This is a genomic window from Schleiferilactobacillus harbinensis DSM 16991 (assembly GCF_000425885.1).
In the GTDB taxonomy this organism is placed as follows: domain Bacteria; phylum Bacillota; class Bacilli; order Lactobacillales; family Lactobacillaceae; genus Schleiferilactobacillus; species Schleiferilactobacillus harbinensis.
On the sequence record NZ_AUEH01000002.1, the window covers coordinates 128,232 to 147,098 of the forward strand.

Genomic DNA, 18,867 nt, shown 5'->3' on the forward strand with positions numbered 1-18,867 from the left:
GCTAATGCTTGGGGCAAATCGCCGATTTTTCGCGGCTTTTTAATGCACTGTGCTGTGAGGGGGTATAATAGGAAGCGGATCAATGTTTCTAACAGAAAGGAGGCTGTGGGGCTCATGCCTGACTACCAACAAGCGCTGCAACAGCTGGTGGCCGGGAAGATCAGCGAGATCACCATTAAACCGGAGAACTTCTTCGCGTTTCGAAAGGTCTGGACCGATTTTCCCCAGCGCAACGAGATTGTGGGCACCGCCCAGCGCGGCGGCACCATCGTTTACCAGTTCCATGAAAGCGGTAAACACTAACAGCCATCGTACTTTTTACGGGGCTTGAAGGTTGTATCACTACTGAAAAAATGGTACTCTGAAAGATGAAATGTAGGGCTTTCGCCGTGCCATTTCCCGACCACCTGACGTGGTTAATTAACTGATCAAAAGGAGATATGAATCATGGAAAAACGCGATTTTCACATCATTGCTGACACAGGTATCCACGCTCGTCCCGCTACGCTGCTGGTCCAAACAGCAAGCAAGTACGACTCTGACATCAACTTGGAATACAAGGGCAAGTCAGTGAACCTGAAGTCGATCATGGGCGTTATGTCCCTGGGCGTTGGCCAAGGGGCTGATGTGACCATTTCTGCCGAAGGCGCGGATGAAAAGGATGCCATCACTGCCGTAGCCGACACGATGAAGAAGGAAGGACTCGCTGAATAATGAGTAAGCACCTCAAAGGGATTGCCGCCAGTGACGGGATTGCCGTCGCGCCCGCCTACCTGTTGGTAGAGCCGGATCTGTCGTTCGACAAGAAGACGATCAGCGATCCTGATACAGAGGTTAGCCGCTTACAAGATGCACTTGATAAATCAACTGCAGAATTAAAGATTATTCGGGACAAGGCCAAGGAAACTTTGGGTGCAGACGAGGCACAAGTCTTCGAAGCACACATGATGATCCTGGCCGATCCTGATTATATCGGTGCAATCAAGTCCAAAATCAAGGACGATAAAATCAATGCAGAAGCGGCATTATCTGCTGTATCGGATCAGTTCATCAGCACCTTCGAAGCCATGACGGACAACAAGTACATGCAAGAACGTGCCGCTGACGTGCGGGATGTCACAAAGCGGGTGATGAGTCACCTGCTGGGTGTCACCCTGCCCAACCCGGCATTGATCGACCATGAAGTCGTCATTGTGGCCCACGACCTGGCGCCCAGTGATACGGCGCAATTGAACAAGAAATTCGTTAAAGGATTCGTCACCGATATCGGCGGCCGGACGGCCCACTCGGCTATCATGGCCCGGTCGCTTGAGATTCCCGCCATTGTTGGTGCAGAATCCGTCACGAAGGACATCAAGGACAATGACATGGTCATTGCCGATGGTCTGACTGGCGATATCGTGATCGATCCTTCTGCTGATCAAATCAGCCAGTACAAGGACGCCGCTGAGAAGTTTGCCGCACAAAAGGCGGAATGGGAGAAGCTGAAGGATCAGCCTTCTGTCACCGCTGACGGCAAGCAATATACTGTTGGGGCCAACATTGGTACGCCGAAGGATATGGCGGCCGTGAACGCCAACGGCGGCGAAGCAGTCGGGTTGTATCGAACCGAGTTCTTATACATGGACTCCGACGAGATGCCCACTGAAGACGCCCAGTTCGAAGCGTACAAGTCCGTACTGGAAGACATGAAGGGCAAGCCGGTCGTTGTTCGTACCATGGACATCGGCGGCGACAAGCACCTGCCCTACATGCCGTTACCGCACGAAATGAATCCGTTCCTGGGTTACCGGGCTATCCGGATCTCTCTGGATCGCCAAGACATCTTCCGCACCCAATTACGGGCTTTGCTGCGGGCTTCCGCCTTCGGCAAGCTGCGGATCATGTTCCCGATGGTCGCCACGCTGGATGAATTCCGGCAGGCGAAGAAGATCTACTTGGAAGAAAAGAAGAAGTTGGAAGACGCTGGCACCAAGGTTTCTGATGATATCCAAACTGGTATCATGATCGAAATCCCGGCTGCCGCTGTTCTGGCCGATCAATTCGCCAAGGAAGTCGACTTCTTCTCCATCGGTACCAACGACCTGATTCAATACTCCATGGCCGCTGACCGGGGCAACGAGCACGTTTCCTACCTGTATCAACCTTATAACCCGTCCATCCTGCGCTTAGTCAAGCATACGATTGAGTCTGCGCACAAGGAAGGCAAATGGGCTGGTATGTGTGGGGAAGCCGCTGGCGACCCGATCATGGTTCCCCTCTTGCTGGGGATGGGCTTGGATGAATATTCCATGTCCGCCACCAGTATCCTCAAGGTCCGCAGCTTGATGAAGCGGCTGGACACTAAGGATATGAAGAAGTTAGCTGACAAGGCAGTCAACGAGATGACCTCCAACGAGGAAGTCGCCGAGATGGTCAAGAAGGCAACTGGGCAAGAGTAAGTTGTGTCCATAGCTTAAATAAAACACCGAGTCCCGCACAAGCGGCGACTCGGTGTTTTTGTGTACTGCTTTGATAGCCTTTTCCTGCCGACTGCTCTATACTCCAAGTATATTGAGAAAGGAGCGAACCAGTGATGGCTAAAAAGTATTATAATACGCGGACTCCAGCCTATGGCGGCGGGCCTGTGACGGTGATCGGCAATGGGTTGATGAGCAAAAGTATCCCAGTTTTTGCGGAAGTAGACGACGAAACAGGCGAAGTGAAACTTTTTATTCGGCATCGGGACCTGCCGCGTCTCGGAGAAATCCGTCCGCTATCAGACGCAGAAGTTTACTAACACGACCGGTCAAAGACCAGATAAAGGAAAAACGCCGCTTCCAGCAGCAGCAAAAGTCCCGCGATCCTTGGCCACTTCGGGTGCTGCTGGTGCAGACCCAGATAGCCCAGCAGGATCGTAAACAAGACCGCCGCCAGAATAATCACTGTCATGCTCTACTTCCCCTCCTTCGGTAACAGCACCGGCAAATACCGCGGCCGCCAGCGAATGGTCATCGGCAGCGCCGGTCCCTTGTCCCCGTCCAGCCGCAGCCGAATCGTGTGCTTCGCATTCACCGGCACCAACCGTAGCTTTTCCGTGGTGAAATAGGTCACACCCTTCATCTGATCGAAGTGGCCGCTGAGGAAGTAGCGCAAGTATGTCAGCGTCTCGTTCCAGCGGAAATGATGGAGCAGCGAGACGTGCAGCAAGTCGGACTCATCGTCGGGGATATACTGCACTCGGCCGACCCCGTTCGTGGTCGTCACCAAACCGGTCCAAATCCGCGACGTCTCACTGCCGCCGTCATGGATCATTTCGATCCGATACGAGCGATTCGTCACCAGCAGCTGCACCCCCTTCGCTAAATAGACGATGGGCCCGAACTTGCGCTTCTCCTGTTGCCGCACTTGGTTCGAAATATCGGCCAACGCCCCAAAGACCAGCGAACTGACGAAGGCGTGGTCGCCGCATTGGCCGATGCCGATACTGACGGTATGATCCTGGGTCATCGCCGTGACCAGTCGATCAATCGCGATCAAGGGCAGCGGCGGAATATTCAGCTGATGGGCTAAGTTATTCACCGTGCCGCCCGGGATAATTCCCAGCGGCACGGTCTTTTTAGCGCGCAGAAAGGCCGTCGCCACCAAGTTCAGCGTGCCGTCGCCGCCGATCGCCACCAGCGCGTCATACCTGTGCGCCGCCTTAGCCACCGCCGTGATCGCCTCATCCACGCTGGGCGCGGTGATATAGGCGGACTGGATGCCTTGTTTGGCCGCTTTGGCCGCGAACTGTCTGGCCAGCCGAGCCGATTGGCTGTGACCGGCTTGGTCATTGTAAAAAATACCTACCCGTTGAATCACGGAAACCCCACCTTTCCCACTTTCAGTATCTAAAAACACGCCCTGCCGGTGGGCAAAGCGTGGTATTCTTATAGTTATCTTAGCATACCGGGCGGCCTGCGCGCCGCCTGGTAGATTAATCCATCTCGAACTTGGCGGTCAGCTTCACGTCCGGGTACTTATCGTGGAACCAATTCTCGGCAAAGCGGTTCTCGAAGAGGAACAGCGGATTGCCTGCCAAATCTTTGACCAGCAGGTTCCGGGACGAGGCCATGCTCGGATCCAGTTGTTCTGGATCGATCCACCGGGCCGTCCGAGAACCGATCGGGGTCATTTCAACCTCAGAATTGTATTCGTGGAGCATCCGATACTGGAAGACTTCGAATTGCAGCTGACCGACCGCCCCCAGGACATAATCCTCGGTGTTATAGGTCCGATACAGCTGAATGGCCCCCTCTTGGACCAGCTGCTTCATGCCTTTATGGAAGGACTTCTGTTTCATCACGTTCTTCGGCGTCACCCGGACAAAGAGTTCCGGGGTGAATTGAGGCAGCTTAGGGAATTGAACCTTCGTCTTGCCGGTATAAATACTATCACCAATGGCGAAGTTGCCGGTGTCGTACAGACCAACGATATCCCCGGCCACGGCCTGGCTGACCTGTTCCCGTTCATCGGACATGAATTCGGTGGCATTGTTCAGCCGCAGCGTCTTGCCGGTCCGGGCCAGGGTGACGTCCATGCCCTTCTCGAAGGCGCCGGAGGTCACCCGAACAAAGGCGATCCGGTCCCGGTGGTTGGGGTTCATGTTGGCCTGAATCTTGAAGACGAAGCCGGAAAAGTCATCGGAATCCGGCTGGATTTTATCACCGTCCACGGTCTCATGGGCACTGGGTCCTGGCGCCATGCTCAAAAAGCTGTCCAGGAACGTCTTGACCCCAAAGTTGGTCAGCGCCGACCCGAAAAACACCGGCGTCTGTTCACCCTTGGCGATCTTCGCCAAGTCGAATTTATTTCCAGCTTCATTCAGCAGGTCAATATCGCCCAAGGTATCCTGGTACTCGCCCTCTTCAGTCAAGGGATTACTGGGATCAATGGTGCCGTCCGCATTCAGCGGGATAAAGTTCTCGCCCTTGGCTTCGGAGCGGTACAGCTCGATTCGCTTGTTTTGCCGATCGTAGATGCCTTTGAGCCCCTTGCCCATCCCGATGGGCCAGTCCATGGCGTAGCCCTCAATGTGCAGCAGGTCTTCCAGCTCCGCGATCAGATCCAACGGTTCCCGACCATCCCGGTCCAGCTTGTTCATGAAGGTAAAAATGGGAATCCCCCGTTTTTTCACGACCTGGAACAGCTTCTTGGTCTGGGGCTCGACCCCTTTAGCCGTGTCGATGACCATGACCGCGGCATCCACCGCCATCAAGGTCCGGTAGGTATCTTCCGAGAAGTCCTCATGCCCCGGGGTGTCCAGAATGTTGACCCGCTTGCCGGCGTAATCAAACTGCATCACGGAACTGGTCACCGAGATGCCCCGCTTCTTTTCGATTTCCATCCAGTCACTGGTGGCGTACTGGCCGCTCTTTTTACCCTTAACGGTCCCGGCCGAGCGAATCACCCCGCCGAACAACAGCATCTGTTCAGTGATCGTCGTCTTCCCGGCGTCTGGGTGGGAAATAATAGCGAAGGTCCGGCGCTTGGCAATGGCCTGGTCCAGATCCTTCTTGGTTAATGTATCAATCATAATTGGTTGTCTCCTTTATTCTCTGCTTAAGTGCCTGACAATGAGAATAAAGGCCGTTACCAGACGGTCCCGCGCATAATGGTCCTCCTCGAATTCTTGAAAACAAAGCAATGGCGCTACAGCCTCTGCGGCTGTAACGCCTATTTTAGCACAAAATGAAATTATCCGGCATTCACCGACATGTGCTGCGGATCATTGGTCTTGGCTTCCTCTTGAGCGGCAACAGCAGCGGCTGAGCGTTGGGGCAGGCGCAGGTAAACTGTTTCCAGCCGCGACCCGTCCATATGACCCGTGACCAGCTGCAAACCGTAGCCGATATCCAGTGTCATCGGATGGCCGTTGGTGGGGATACTCCCCAATTCCGTGACCACGTACCCGGCGATGGTATCGACGTCATCCGCCGACAAGTCCAACCCGAATTCATCGTTGAAATCAGTGATGGTCATTTTCCCAGAAACAACGAACTCATAGTCATTGACCTTGTGGTACAGCGTGGTCACGTGATCGGATTCGTCGTCGATATCGCCGACGATTTCTTCCAGCAAGTCCTCAATGGTGGCTAAGCCCACCACGCCGCCGTACTCATCCAGCAGAATGGCCATTTGCTGCTGGGTCTTCTGCATCTCGCGCAGCAGTTCATCAATAGTGATGGTTTCTGGCACGAAGAGCGGTTCGGACATCACGTCCGCGATCTGCAAGTGATCGAAGCCCACAGCCCGGGCCCGCTTCAGCAGGCGCTTGATGTGGACGATCCCGACGACCTCATCCTTGTCGCCCCGGTACACCGGGACCCGGGAGAACGGTTGGGACAGAATATCATCGATATTTTCCTGGTCGTTATCCTGAATGTCGATCATGAAGGCGTCCGTCCGGGGCACCATCACTTCCCGGGCCATCTTATCGTTGAAGGTGATGATCCCTTCCAGCATTTGATACTCATCCGGCCGGATCAGCCCCGTCTTGCGGGAGGTTTCGATGACCTGGAGCATTTCTTCCCGGGTCATATTATCCTCTTCCCGCTTGACCTTCTGGCCGGTCAGCTTCGTCAGAATATTGGTCGAAGCCGACAACAGCCAAACGAACGGTTTGGTGAACGTACTGGTGAACTTAACGATGCCGACAGTCGCCTTAGCGACCCCCTCTGGATTGGCCAGCGCCACTTGTTTCGGGAAGAGTTCCCCGAAGACCAGCGATATGTAGGACAACGCCAGGGTAATGATTACTGTCGAGGCCTCTTCGCCCCACGCGACATCCCCAAAGACTGGTGCCAAGCGCGATGCCATGGATGTGGCCGCACTGGCGGAGGAGAGAAAGCCGGCGAAGGTGATGGCTACTTGAATCGTCGCCAGAAATTGACTGGAATTGTTCATCACCAGCAGCAGTTTGGCTGCCTTCTTATCGCCGTCCTTGGCTTCCGCCTCGATTCGCGGCCGATTAACGGATACGATCGCCATTTCCGCGGCCGCGAAGATCGCGTTCACCGCTGTCAAAATGACGATCAAAATTATCTGACCACCCATGCTCGTACTTCCAGGGTCACCACTCATTATAGAACCACACTCGCTTTCGATTGAAAAAATGTAATATTACTAGAATTATAGCAACGCAACCGGGTGAATACAAGCCGGCCCCTACTTATCTTTCTTCGGCGGTTCTTGGGGCAAATGCCAGCGCACCGGCGTCGTACTGAACTCCGTCAGTTCGCCCTTCTCCCGCAACACGCGGATGCTGTGCCAATACTGAACGACGGTCTTGACCACAGCATAGATCGGCACCCCGATGATCATGCCGATGATGCCCCATAGATTGCCCACCACCAGCAGCAGAATAATGATCGTCAGCGGATGGATATCCAGCGCCTTGCCCACGACATTGGGATAAATAAAGTTGCCGTCCAGCTGCTGAACGATAACGACAACGACACAGACTAGCGCCGCCTGCTCCCAAGAAATCGTGGATGCGATGATCAAGGCCGGCGCCAAGCCAATATAGGGCCCCAGGTACGGAATGATATTCATAAAACCAGCCACAACGCCCAGCAACAGCGCGTAAGGCATCCCAATGATCAGATAACCCAGGCCGGTGAACGTGCCGACAAACAATAGCTCCAGCGCTTCGCCCGCCACATAGTGGGAAATCGTCTCGTTCATCTTCGTCAGGACATCACTGATCTGATCATTCAGCCGATTCGGGAAGAACCGCTGAATGTTGGGGATCAGCTTGTGTCCATCCTGCAAGAAGTAATACAGCATGACTGGGACCGTGATGGCCGAAATCACCACACTGCCCACCGAGGACACCACCCCGCCAATATTATTGGATACACCGCTCAAGACAGAACGCAGGATCGTCGCCGGATCCAGCTTCAACTGAGTCAGCGACTCCGTTAAATTGAAGCGGCGCAATAGCGGCGTATTGAGAAAGGCGGTGGAGGACTTGCGCAATTCGCTCAAAAAGCCGGGAAAGTTATCCACCACCTGGGTCACTTGCTCGATCAAGTTGGGGATAATTGCCGCAAACACCAGCGCCACCGCCGCCAGCAAGAGCACGAACAACAACACGATGGCCATTCGCCGGGGAACATGGAGCTTCATTAACAATTTAACCAGCGGATTGAGCATATAAAATAGGAAACCCGCCGCGATGATCGGGCCAAAAAGTGTACTAAAAAACGTGGCGATGGGCGTAAACACCCAGCCAATTTGCGAAAACACCCAAACCAGCGTCGCGATGACCAGAATCTGGACCGACCAGTAAAACAGCTTCGACTCCCGCATTTCCTTGAACATAACGCTCCCTGCCCTTCTTCTTCTAGTTTAGCAGACCAGTGCCGGAAGAAGTAGAAAAGCCGCCCCGCTTTTCCGAAGAAAATGCAGGGCGGCGCGGCCGAATTGACTTAACGCCGAGACGACTTCCCAAGGAAATCGTCTCGGATCAGATGGTGCGACTATCAGATACTGCCGTTGTCACTTATGGTATACGTCACTGTTGACGTGTACTTACCCGGTGTAATTATTTGGGGCGGCACAGTCAGGTTGGCGTTTGGATAATATCGCTTGATTGAATTGACGTCGTAGCTCTGCGTATCTGGTTCCTTCATTGGATCGACGTAGAATAACCGAGATGACGAGTAGCCGTCAGATATCAAGCCATTGACATCTGGTCGGTGTTCGTCGACACTGTCGATCTGTGTGCCGGCTGCGTCCAGATAAGGGTTGCCAAGAATGACGTTGAAGTTGTTATACCCAGTATCGGTCATCGAACGCTTGAACGGGTTCATGGTGGCTGAAAGCATCCAAGTATACGTGTTTGTATATGGCAAACCATCATTTTCTTGTGCTTCAAAGTACGCATCAGCCTTGCCAGCATCGGTCAACTTGTAGTTTGCAGCAGTAGTCGGTGTTGTGTTTTTCCCAAAGTCAAAATTCGGGGCATGGAGCAGGTTAACGCCTTGCGAAATCTTGAAGTCAATGGCATTCGTCTGACCCAGCAATTGTGAACTGCTCATAACCAGATCGACTAACTGCTGATTGTACGCAGTTGCACTCACCCCACTCGTACCAACATGATACGCATAGGTGTAAGAGAAGTTGGCCGGCACTTTACTGAATTGCGCCGAATACACATAGTACTGGGCTTGAATCTGGGTGGACTGCTGACTTGTTGTATTGGTCACTGTTGCCGTTGAACCATCGGCGGAAGTCACCACTGGCAAATCATCAATCGTCGTTCCTGCGACTTTAGGCACCCAAATTGAAAGTGTCTGACTCGTATTCTTGCCCGCCGTCGATACTGTGGCGTCCGCTTTGACCGGAATCTTCTGACCGTTGTCAGCAGTTGTGAGGAGATGGGTCGTGGGATTGCCGGTTGTATTGAAATACTTCTTGATCTGGTACGTGTTAGTTGATGGTGTTTCGCTGTTCCGAATGATCAGATAGTTCGCTGTCGCTGTGTTATCGGCCGCACCAAGATTTAACGTGTAACTGTTTCGAAGCGGTACAGCAGCTGCTCGGGTTAAATCGACCTGTCCATAATACACACGGGAAGTGTCGGTCTGATTCCAGGGCAGTTTGTAATTAAACGTTACGGCCTGCGGATCGCTTTGATCATCATGGGTAATGCCGCCGGCCTTGGTAGAAGGCTGGGTTGGATCAGGCAGCACATTGGCACTCGCTGCATTAAATGACATCCCGTGTACCTTCGTATCCATGTTCTGAATACTATCCCAGTTAGTATTCTGCTTTTGGGTATTGGAGGCAGATACAGTCCCTCTGAGGTTGTCACTTTGGGCGGTTTGGACCACCAAGCCCAACGGATCACGCCATGTGCCCAGCTGTTTGGTCACGCCACCACCGGCATTGAGCTGGGCGTCGCTCACAATGTAAGGACTCTGACCATTCAGTGTAAGTTGCGGTTTCAACGGTTGAGAAAGGCTGATTGTAGCATCTGCCAGCGGCAAAGCCCCGCCGCCGCTGTCCATGGTTCCGGTGTAACGCCATCTCCCCTTATCCAGAGACGACGTAACACTCGTGGCTCCCTTGGCCGCATTAGTCGCGACAGCCGGTTTCGTTGCAATTTCCTGACCAGCTGTAACGCTGAGATTGTTACCGCCAGTTCCTGTGCTTGTATAAACCGGCACAGGCTCATTACTGCTCGGCAACGTTCCCACACCATTGACGTAATTATACAGCGAGTAAACATTGGCGTAACGCTGCGGTTTGACGACCCCCGCAGTAGTTAGCTTTGCCGTGTTGGTCTTATCAAAAATCGGGGTATATTGATCAATATAGTTGGTCTTGAAATCCGTCGGTTTATCGATATTGAATGCGGAGCCATCATTCACTAGTACCCCATCATTAGCCGGATCAGGGGACGCGGTACGGTATCTTAAGTCGGTCCCAAATTTACCCTGAGAATGCATTGTGTCCGTAAATGAGGTGCTTTCTGTGCTATCGTCATCGGACCAGTGCTCCCGATCGTATGGGATGATGGCCCCCGTCCAAGACGTAAAGTTAGTGTACGTTGGGTATGGCGTTCCCTTGTCCAAATCATCCTTATTAATCACCGCATAGTCAGCTGGGGTCATCCCTGCTGGGCCGCCCTTAGTTGCATTCAGGGCAGAAGAATCAGCTGTATGCAAAGTTTGTCTCAAAGGGCTGGTTCGACTAGTACTAGTCCGATCCAATCCTTTAGTCAAACTATACGGATCAACCAGCTGAGACGAATCATACATGGTGATTTTAATTGTATCTGTAGCAGTTTGCCCTGTCGAACTCTCCGTGGAGCTATTGAATGTACCATCCGCTTTAGGTGCAGCAAAGAAACGGCCAGCAGTGAGGGCCTGCTCGTTCGTGGAAGTACCTGCCGCGTACTTTGACATATCAAAGGAAAAGTTGATATGTGCACTGCCTGTAAACATATTGCTTGTAAACCAATTAAGAATAGCCACATAGGCGGTAGAAACCCCGTCGCCAATATATCTTTCAGGAATAGAATTACTTTTTCCTGGAACAGCATTCAACAGCGTAATCATACGTCCTGTCGGTCCAGCATTATACAGTGCGCCCTTCGGACCGACCCAACCAATGCCTGTCACATCCCATATATTCCAAAGTGGATTGCCCAAAATAGGTAATGCCGAAGAGTGTTTATACTTGGCAAATGCAGGCTGAGTATCGCCATTCACGTCTTTGGTGGTTAATTTTTCGTCATTTAAATCTGTCCCCGGGGCAACATTGCCCTTGGCGTCAACCAAATTATCAAGAGTACTAGCCGTGTTCGTGGATGCATTGATTTGGCGATTATTCAGATAATCAACATAGTCTGCATCGCCGTCCTGCAATTGAAGTTGAACAGTAGAGTTAAGATCGTCGGGACCCTGTCCTGGCCAACCAGATGCCGCCGTCGGAGATGTTTGTTTAGCCCAAAAAGGCAGGCCTTTAACTTTAATAAAGAAAGTATTCTTATTATTAGGGTCAAGATAAATATGGTGATCAAATTGCATCGGAAAATTAATGGTAAAGCTCGTACCAGCAATTGAAATTGTCTTAATAGTCAAATAATAGTATGACTTATTCCAGTCAACACTTGCTGCCCACGCTTTGGCATCAATACCATCCGCCACTTGAACGCGTACCATTACCGCCCAATCACCTGCCATTGTCGCATCTGCAAGGGATTGCGAGTTTGCCACAGCTGCCGAAATAGGAACGTTCCCAGTGGCCTGGACAAATCCGCCATCAAATGACGCGTTTGCGGTATCCAACTTGGGAGTGCCAGTTGGCGTTCCATCACTACTCTTCATCTTGGAAGAGACGCCAGTAGAATTATAAATTTGCGTTTTATCAGCCGCACTAACTGTCTGGTTAGCCCAATCTTGTGTGACCTGTGGTGCAGTATCACTACTGCCAAAATCAACAAGATCATCCTTATCAACATAATTTAATGAAAAGTACGGCTTCCCATTGGAAGAACCGGCATTATTGAATGAAATTGCAACGGGCGATCCGGTCACACCACCATTCCAATCAGATTTGGTTTGATTAACAGCACTCTGTCCACCGCCGGACACATCGGTGGACAAGGGCATCCCGGCACTTGCGCCAGACCAGCCATTGTACCCCCATTTAACAAACGATCCCTCACTTGGCTTTCGCTCTCGGCCTAATCCTGGAATCTGGTACATACTCCACGGATCGCCTGTAGGTGTAACTACTTGCGGTATCCCGCTGCTATTTGTCTTTGTTGAAAGCGTGCTATTATCCAACACATCCCCAATAGTCGCCGCCTTCACCTGCGGCCCACTACCAGCAATCAACGCACCCCCCACGAGGGCGGCCAGTAGGAGGCCGACGAGTCCCTGCTTAGTTCTATGTCTCTTGATGATCCTCATCAAAATTCCCCCAGTAATTATGTCTGAAATCCTAAGTATCTTAATGCTTTAATTTATCCCAAAGCCGTTCGCCGTGGCGGCGGCCTTTATTGTAGATCAAGACCCAGCCGGCAATCATCAAAATGATGATCAGTATCACCAGAATAACGACGATGATCATGTTGCGCCGATTGGGCGACGAATAATCAGCCAGGGCTTGGACCTGGCTTTGTTCAATAGTGAAATTGCGGGTGATGGTCTGGCGGGCAACATTATTGCCGGCCACCACCAGTGTCATGCGGTACGCCCCGGCGGGCAGGTTATGTATCGGGAACTGCCAATTGAATCGGCTTTGCGGGGCGACCTTGCCGTTTTGGGCGGTCGTATGGATGACTCGTTTCTTGGTACCGCGATTAGTGACCGTCAAATCGGTCGTCAATGCGTAAGCGTACATTGGGGCATCGTTGCTGGTGACCAGCCGCAGGGCCAGCTTACCGGCTTCCGCCACCGGCTGCACCGTGCCAAACTTCAGCTTGGGCCGCTCGGTGTTGATGTTGCTGCCTTGGAGCACGACGCTGCGCTGATAGGCCACTTTCTGCCGAATCGGCGTCGCTGTCGTGGTCACATCGGCTTCTGAATAGAGACCGCCGAGGATCATACCCGAAAACTGCTTGGCTGGGGCTCGGATCGTAAACTCGACGACTTTCACCGCTGCCGGCGCCAGCGTCACACTTTTCTTCCTCGCCCCTACGACTAATGAGGCAAAACTTGTAGCCGTCTTGGGGTACACGCTGGTGGCCGCCTGACTGTATATAATCTGCGGATTGCTGTCGGTGGTGCCGTTGTTGGCATAGACATCGACGGTAATCGGCTCGCTGCCGATATTGGCGACCTGCAATTGCAGGGTCTGCGTCTGGTTTGGCGTCGGTCTGAGCTGCCAATAATTCAACGCGCCATCGACCTGATTGGGCGGCAGCACCGCACTCACGGCGTAGGCCTTCTTCGGCGTTTTTGTGGCGGCGCCATGCACAGTGACGGCACTGCTAAACAAGCCGACCAACACCGCCAGGATGCTGAGCAGCCACCACGGCCGGATGATATATTTCCTGGGCACGACATCACCTCCAATGAAACCAGTACTCTTACCGGCAAGAATAACGTAAGAATCAGAATCCGTTTTCCGAAAATAGTCGGCCAAACTCCCTATTCACAACTATCTGAAATGGTAGCATCACAACGGTTAAAAAACAACGGGTGTTTTGCTTCACTGGCCTAGTTATTCCAGATTTCCATCGGAAGTTCCACTTCACCCATTTTTTATTATATACCGCTCAGTTCCCACTGGTATTTCAGAAATGACAAAATATCATTTGAAAATTGGTATTGACATATTCAGGCAGCGTCGTGGAACCGATCGAGCATGGTATAATACGGACATATTGACTGACTTTTAAACGAAAGAAGTGGCTTCCTTGGCAATTGAAATCACGACCTCCCTGAGTTCTCCTGTATACGACGACGCCTTGGCCATTCGCCAAGAGGTGTTTGTCCAAGAACAGCACGTCCCCGCTGACTTAGAGGTGGACAGCGACGAAGGCAAAGCAATCTATTTCGTCGCCTACGATGACGACCACCACGCCGAAGGGACGGTGCGCCTCGTACCGGATGAGCACGGCGTCGGCGATGTGCAGCGGATGGCGGTGCGCAAAACCGACCGGCACCACGGCATTGGCCGGGTCCTGCTGAACGCGGTGGCCGACTATGCCGCGAAGAACGCCTACGCGGCCCTGCTGCTGCATGCCCAGGTGCACGCGATTCCTTTTTATGAGAAATTAGGCTATACGCTAACGGATCGGCCGGAATTTTTGGATGCCGGCATCCGCCATCGGGAAATGGTCAAGCCGCTAGCCGCCGATGCTAAGGGAGCTAACCATGTCCAATAAGAAAATCGCCGCGGTTTATCTGTTCTTGTTCCTGCTGCCCTATTTATGTGCCCTGCTGGTCATCGGCACCAGCTACAACGCACTGGTGCTGCACAGTGCCAGTCTCTGGCGGACCTTCGTCGGCGCCGCGGTCGGGGCCGTGGTCATGAGTGCCTTGAAAGTCACCGTAGAACGGCCCCTCGCCATCCTGGTGGCCAACGCCACCCGGCCCCTGCTGCGGGACATTCTGGACTTCTTCAAAGTCGATGGCGACATGAAGAAACGGGTGCTGAACCTGGGCATCGATTTCGTCTTCTGCGGGGTCGCCACTTGGGTAGTGCGCAACGTCTTTCCCCGGGAATGGATCATGTGGTCGCTGATCGGCTGGCTGATGCTGATCATGTTCATTTCGGTATTGATTGGCGGATATATCGATTATGATTTACTCAGTGTGGAGCGGACGGGCACCAAAGAGGTTCAAGTCCGCAACCCACGACCTAAATCAATCAAGACGAATAAATAACGAACTATTTGGATTAAAAAGGCGCTCTCACAACATCTAATTTTCTGAAACCATCCCTATCCATGTCTGATACGGACTTTCAAGCACAACAAAAACGCCCTTCATCTGGAGGGTGTTTTTGTTGTGACCGATTATAGGGAACCGTTATCGGACAACAGGTAGGTAATCGTGGAAGTGTATTTACCATTTGTGATGGTTTCTGCCGGCACCGTTAACCCGGCCTTGGGATAGTAGCGGGTCAATGGATTCTCTGTATTATCAACATCACCCTGCAACCGATTCAACTCGTAGAGTTTGGTTTGCTGATTGTTTGAAATCATGTCGTGGGGGTAATGGTTGAAATACCGCATTTGGCTGTAGTCCCACGCTGGATCGAACGCACCGGTAACGTCGACCGGAGTAACGCCGCTTTCGCCAGTACCTTTGACGTCCGTCCCCGGTACACCCAGACTGGTCCTGAAGTCCGTGTACTGCGTATTGTGGTCCGCACTGGTAAAGGGCCCCATTGCCCCATACAAGGTCCACGATCCGATGTGATTCGTATTATCCTGCACTTGGAAGTACGCATCTTGCGGATCAGTCAGGCTATATGGTGCATTGGTTCCCGTTGCACTGGGCGTCTGATGTTTACCAAAATCGAGTGATGGCACATGAACCAGGTTTTCGTTCTTGAACTCATTGAACGAAATGCCATTGGACACCCCTAACGCCTGGGTACCATTCACCGCCAAGTCTTGTAATGACCGCTGATACGGCAGTTGGGTCGGATCCGTGATCTTGTACTGGTAAGTAAACTTGAATTCCTCCGGGGGACTCGCGAACGATACTTGATAGGAAGCATATTTCTTATCAATATCCCCATTCCCCGACGAAACCTTGGTCGGACCACTGGTTAGTGAGTTGCCTGAATCACTTGTGGTGACTTGCGGTGTCCCGTCAATGTCTGCACCCGGGACAATCGGAATCATCAACGTAACATCTTTCCCATAGTTCTTGCCGCCAAGCTGATTACTGATACCTTCAGTGGTCACCCCGACATCTTTGCCAGTGTCACCGCTCTGAACAAAGTGGACGAGCGAACCATCCGAAAATTGCTTCTTGATCGTATACCAGTCTTTATCTGGGGTGTTGTCATCAATGACCAGCATGGTATCATCCGAAGCCGTGTTATCCACGTTAGCGCCCAGCTTGTAGCTGTTGACAATATTGACCTTGGTGTTATCTCGATCAACATCTGCATAACCATAATATAGAATCGATGTCGGGTCGCTTTGCAATGGTACTTGAAATTTACCCACAGCCGAACCGTCTGAGTTGAAACTCATGGCTGTGTTGTTCGCCATATTTTGGTTTTGATCAAGTGCCACATCATTCTTGCTAGAAAAGTTGCCGCTCAACAGTTTAGGTGTTGGACTGTATGTTACCCCTTCGCCAGTTTTGTTCCAAGCGTCTTGTTGTGTCTGCTTCGTGGAGAAGCCGAGATGCAAATTCGACGCATTGGTCCCGGTGGCCAACGGGTCCCGGAAGTACCCCACCGGCTTGGTCTGACTCTTGCCGCCTGTAATTTCACTGCGGTTGACGTAAATCGGGAAGTAATCGGACAAATCAATCGTCGGTTTCAACGACTGATTCAACCCCAACGTCGCATCCGCCAGAGGTAACGTATTCAGCGTCCCGGTGTAATGCCATTGGCTGTTGTTCAACGCGCTGTTGATCGTGGTGCCGTCAAAGTTGACGCCATCATTGGCTGTCACGGAGACTTTGTTGTTATCCACCCCGTCATAGACCGCTTTAGGTGTTTCCAACGGCGTCGGAGTACTCTTGGAATAATCGTACAACTGATACACGTTCGCGTACCGCTGCGGTCGAATCACGCCGGCGGTGGTGAACTTATCCTTGTTAAAGACCGGTTGATACGCTTGCTCCTGATTGTAGAAAGTCGTCTGGTCTTGTACTGGGAATGCTTTTCCGTCGTTGACCAAAATGCCGTCCTTCGCCGGATCCGGCGTGGCACTGCGAGAATTCAGATCACTAGCCAGCTTGTCCTGGGAGTGCAACGTATCTGTTGCAATCTTCGGTAAAGGCTTGCTGCTGTCGTCAGCCCAGTGGAGCCGGTCGTAAGGGGTAATTGCCCCGGTCCAGGAAGTAAAGTTCGTGTACACCGGATAAGGCGTTCCTTTTTCACCCGTTTTCACCAGGGCATAATCTATCGGCGTGACCCCCGCTTTTAAGTGCTGGAAAATGGCGTCGTTACTGGATGCTGAATTGCTGTCCATTGTATTTGACCCAGTCAACACCCGATACGGGTCAACCAGCTGAGCCGTGTTAAACATCGTAATCCCAAATCCACGTCTGTCGCCGGACTGCAGCCCATCACCATCATTGATTTTTCCGTCTGAATACGGCGCCGCAAACAATTTGCCCGACGTCAACGCTTCTCGGTCTGCGCTACTGTGGTCAGCGTATTTCGAAATGTCGAACGTAAAGTTGATATGTGCTGTACCCTTGAAGTAGTTCTGGGTAAAGTATGAGGCAAGGTTGTTGATAATCGGGGCAACGATGATGCTATTAAGTGCACCTAAAATATTCCCATTGGTTGTCTTACGATCAGCTGACTGCATCTTAGTAACACCGTTCAACATAGCCAAAGTACGTCCGGTTAGCCCCGTTTTGTAAACCGGGCTTTCAGGAACTAACGTGGTGAGAATGACCGATGCTGCCCAGGACGCAAATTGTCCAAGCAATCCCTGACCTTGTAAAGGATCAATGACTAGCTCGTGAGCTATGCCATACCAGGCATCCCACGGCATCCCACGGCCAGTTCCTTGCGTTTGAAACTCCGGCTGACCATTCAAATCGAGGCTATTGTCTGAATCACTATCTAGATTATCCAATGGCTCCATTTGACCGCCATCATAGTATCTGTTGTGCAGGTAATCCAGCGCATCTGATTTTGGCTTTTGCAATTGCATCTGCGCACTTGATCCATCCGAGGGAATGTTATAGCTAAACGGAATTCCCTTGACCTTCAAGTAAAAATCATTGCCGTCTGGATTGTTCTTGTCCAAGTATATATGATGATCAAACTGGAGTGGAAATGTTAGATTTTTGAATGTGATTGGGATCTTAATAGGGATAAATAAAAAATTATAATCTATATTAAACGTGTACGTGTCCAGAGTCAGGTAAAAATACGAGGAATTCCAAGCAACGGTACTTGCCAAGTCCTTTGCATTGACGCCTTTGGGTAAGTCAACCCGGACCATAACCCCCCAGTTGCCTGCCATGATCGCATTGATTGTTGTCGGGGTGGTGGCAATCCGGGCTCTAATTGGAACGTTTCCGGAAATCTGCAGATAGCCGCCGTTGAATGATTCGCCATCTTTCAATTTTCCAGTATTGCCATCCATCTTACTCTGTACGCCATCGGGATTATACAGATAGTGGTTGGCATCGGTATCAAACGGAGTTGATGACTTGCTGAAATTATTGGCAATATCCGCATTGCCATAGTCAACAAAGCCAAGCTTATTGACATAGTTAATAACGAACCACGGATTACCGTGCGTCCCGTCATCCGAATCCTGGAATTGAATATCCGCTGGCGACTCAGCTTGGGGCGAGTTCGTCGTCGAATCCATATCCTGATAACCAGTTCCTGACGAATCCGGCGTCGTCGATAAAGGCGCCCCAGACGCTGCCGTCCCAGACCGTACAAAGGACCCTTCATTCATCCCATGGTCCCGGGAAACGCCCTGATTATTCGTCAGCCCAGGCACTTGATACATATTCCACGGTTGCCCATTCTTATCCTTGGGTACTGTGGTTCCAGTATTATCGAGTACATCCCCGATTGTATCGGCGGCAACCTGAGCCGGCTGCCCTAGCCACAGAACACTGCTCGCCAGGATTACGAGTAACAGCCCCCAGACTCCCTTCTTCATCAAATTGCGTTGCATGACAGATCCCCCCATTACGATTGATTACCGTTAAACAC

At 51.9% G+C, this 18,867-nt stretch carries 14 protein-coding genes; 6 read left to right on the forward strand and 8 right to left on the reverse strand.

Annotated elements, in window-relative coordinates; translation table 11 throughout:
• The first annotated feature begins 114 nt into the window (after window positions 1–114).
• The 4 genes from ykzS (at window position 115) to H627_RS0102010 (ending at window position 2,779) form a co-directional block, all read left to right on the forward strand.
• Window positions 115–303, forward strand: a complete 189-nt coding sequence (gene ykzS, locus H627_RS0101995; RefSeq protein ID WP_027827577.1) for a protein YkzS — start codon at window positions 115–117, stop codon at window positions 301–303.
• A 144-nt stretch (window positions 304–447) separates the two neighbouring features.
• Window positions 448–714 (forward strand): phosphocarrier protein HPr, encoded by a 267-nt coding sequence (locus H627_RS0102000; protein ID WP_027827578.1) that lies wholly within the window; start codon window positions 448–450, stop codon window positions 712–714.
• Window positions 714–2,441, forward strand: coding sequence for a phosphoenolpyruvate--protein phosphotransferase (gene ptsP, locus H627_RS0102005; RefSeq protein WP_027827579.1), 1,728 nt, complete (start codon window positions 714–716; stop codon window positions 2,439–2,441). The genes H627_RS0102000 and ptsP overlap by 1 nt, the downstream gene beginning before the upstream one ends.
• Window positions 2,442–2,575: 134 nt before the next feature.
• Window positions 2,576–2,779 carry a hypothetical protein gene (locus H627_RS0102010; protein ID WP_027827580.1) on the forward strand — a complete coding sequence of 68 codons (204 nt, stop codon included), beginning with the start codon at window positions 2,576–2,578 and terminating at the stop codon, window positions 2,777–2,779.
• Here H627_RS0102010 and H627_RS19910 read toward each other — a convergent pair.
• From H627_RS19910 to H627_RS0102045, 7 genes are all read right to left on the reverse strand, one after another.
• Window positions 2,776–2,931, reverse strand: a complete 156-nt coding sequence (locus tag H627_RS19910) for a hypothetical protein (protein WP_155827884.1) — start codon at window positions 2,929–2,931, stop codon at window positions 2,776–2,778. The genes H627_RS0102010 and H627_RS19910 overlap by 4 nt on opposite strands.
• A gap of 3 nt (window positions 2,932–2,934) precedes the next feature.
• Complete coding sequence (locus tag H627_RS0102020) at window positions 2,935–3,840, reverse strand: diacylglycerol/lipid kinase family protein (protein WP_027827581.1); 906 nt, start codon at window positions 3,838–3,840, stop codon at window positions 2,935–2,937.
• 115 nt (window positions 3,841–3,955) lie between these two features.
• Window positions 3,956–5,554, reverse strand: coding sequence for a peptide chain release factor 3 (locus tag H627_RS0102025; RefSeq protein WP_035439746.1), 1,599 nt, complete (start codon window positions 5,552–5,554; stop codon window positions 3,956–3,958).
• Window positions 5,555–5,715: 161 nt separating this feature from the next.
• Entirely contained in the window at window positions 5,716–7,101 is a 1,386-nt protein-coding gene (locus H627_RS16580) for a hemolysin family protein (RefSeq protein WP_051225093.1), read from the reverse strand.
• Window positions 7,102–7,185: 84 nt separating this feature from the next.
• On the reverse strand, window positions 7,186–8,343 hold the full coding sequence (locus tag H627_RS16585) for an AI-2E family transporter (RefSeq protein WP_051225094.1): 1,158 nt from the start codon (window positions 8,341–8,343) through the stop codon (window positions 7,186–7,188).
• Window positions 8,344–8,504: 161 nt separating this feature from the next.
• Window positions 8,505–12,446, reverse strand: a complete 3,942-nt coding sequence (locus H627_RS0102040; protein ID WP_155827885.1) for a hypothetical protein — start codon at window positions 12,444–12,446, stop codon at window positions 8,505–8,507.
• 40 nt (window positions 12,447–12,486) lie between these two features.
• Window positions 12,487–13,539: a DUF916 domain-containing protein gene (locus H627_RS0102045; protein WP_146995678.1), complete on the reverse strand. Its 1,053-nt coding sequence runs from the start codon at window positions 13,537–13,539 to the stop codon at window positions 12,487–12,489.
• A 358-nt stretch (window positions 13,540–13,897) separates the two neighbouring features.
• Here H627_RS0102045 and H627_RS0102050 point away from each other — a divergent pair, with 358 nt between their 5' ends.
• Complete coding sequence (locus H627_RS0102050; RefSeq protein ID WP_027827585.1) at window positions 13,898–14,368, forward strand: GNAT family N-acetyltransferase; 471 nt, start codon at window positions 13,898–13,900, stop codon at window positions 14,366–14,368.
• On the forward strand, window positions 14,358–14,870 hold the full coding sequence (locus tag H627_RS16590; protein WP_051225095.1) for a hypothetical protein: 513 nt from the start codon (window positions 14,358–14,360) through the stop codon (window positions 14,868–14,870). The genes H627_RS0102050 and H627_RS16590 overlap by 11 nt, the downstream gene beginning before the upstream one ends.
• 131 nt (window positions 14,871–15,001) lie before the next feature.
• Here H627_RS16590 and H627_RS0102060 read toward each other — a convergent pair whose 3' ends face one another.
• Complete coding sequence (locus H627_RS0102060; protein ID WP_027827586.1) at window positions 15,002–18,829, reverse strand: hypothetical protein; 3,828 nt, start codon at window positions 18,827–18,829, stop codon at window positions 15,002–15,004.
• Window positions 18,830–18,867 lie beyond the last annotated feature (38 nt).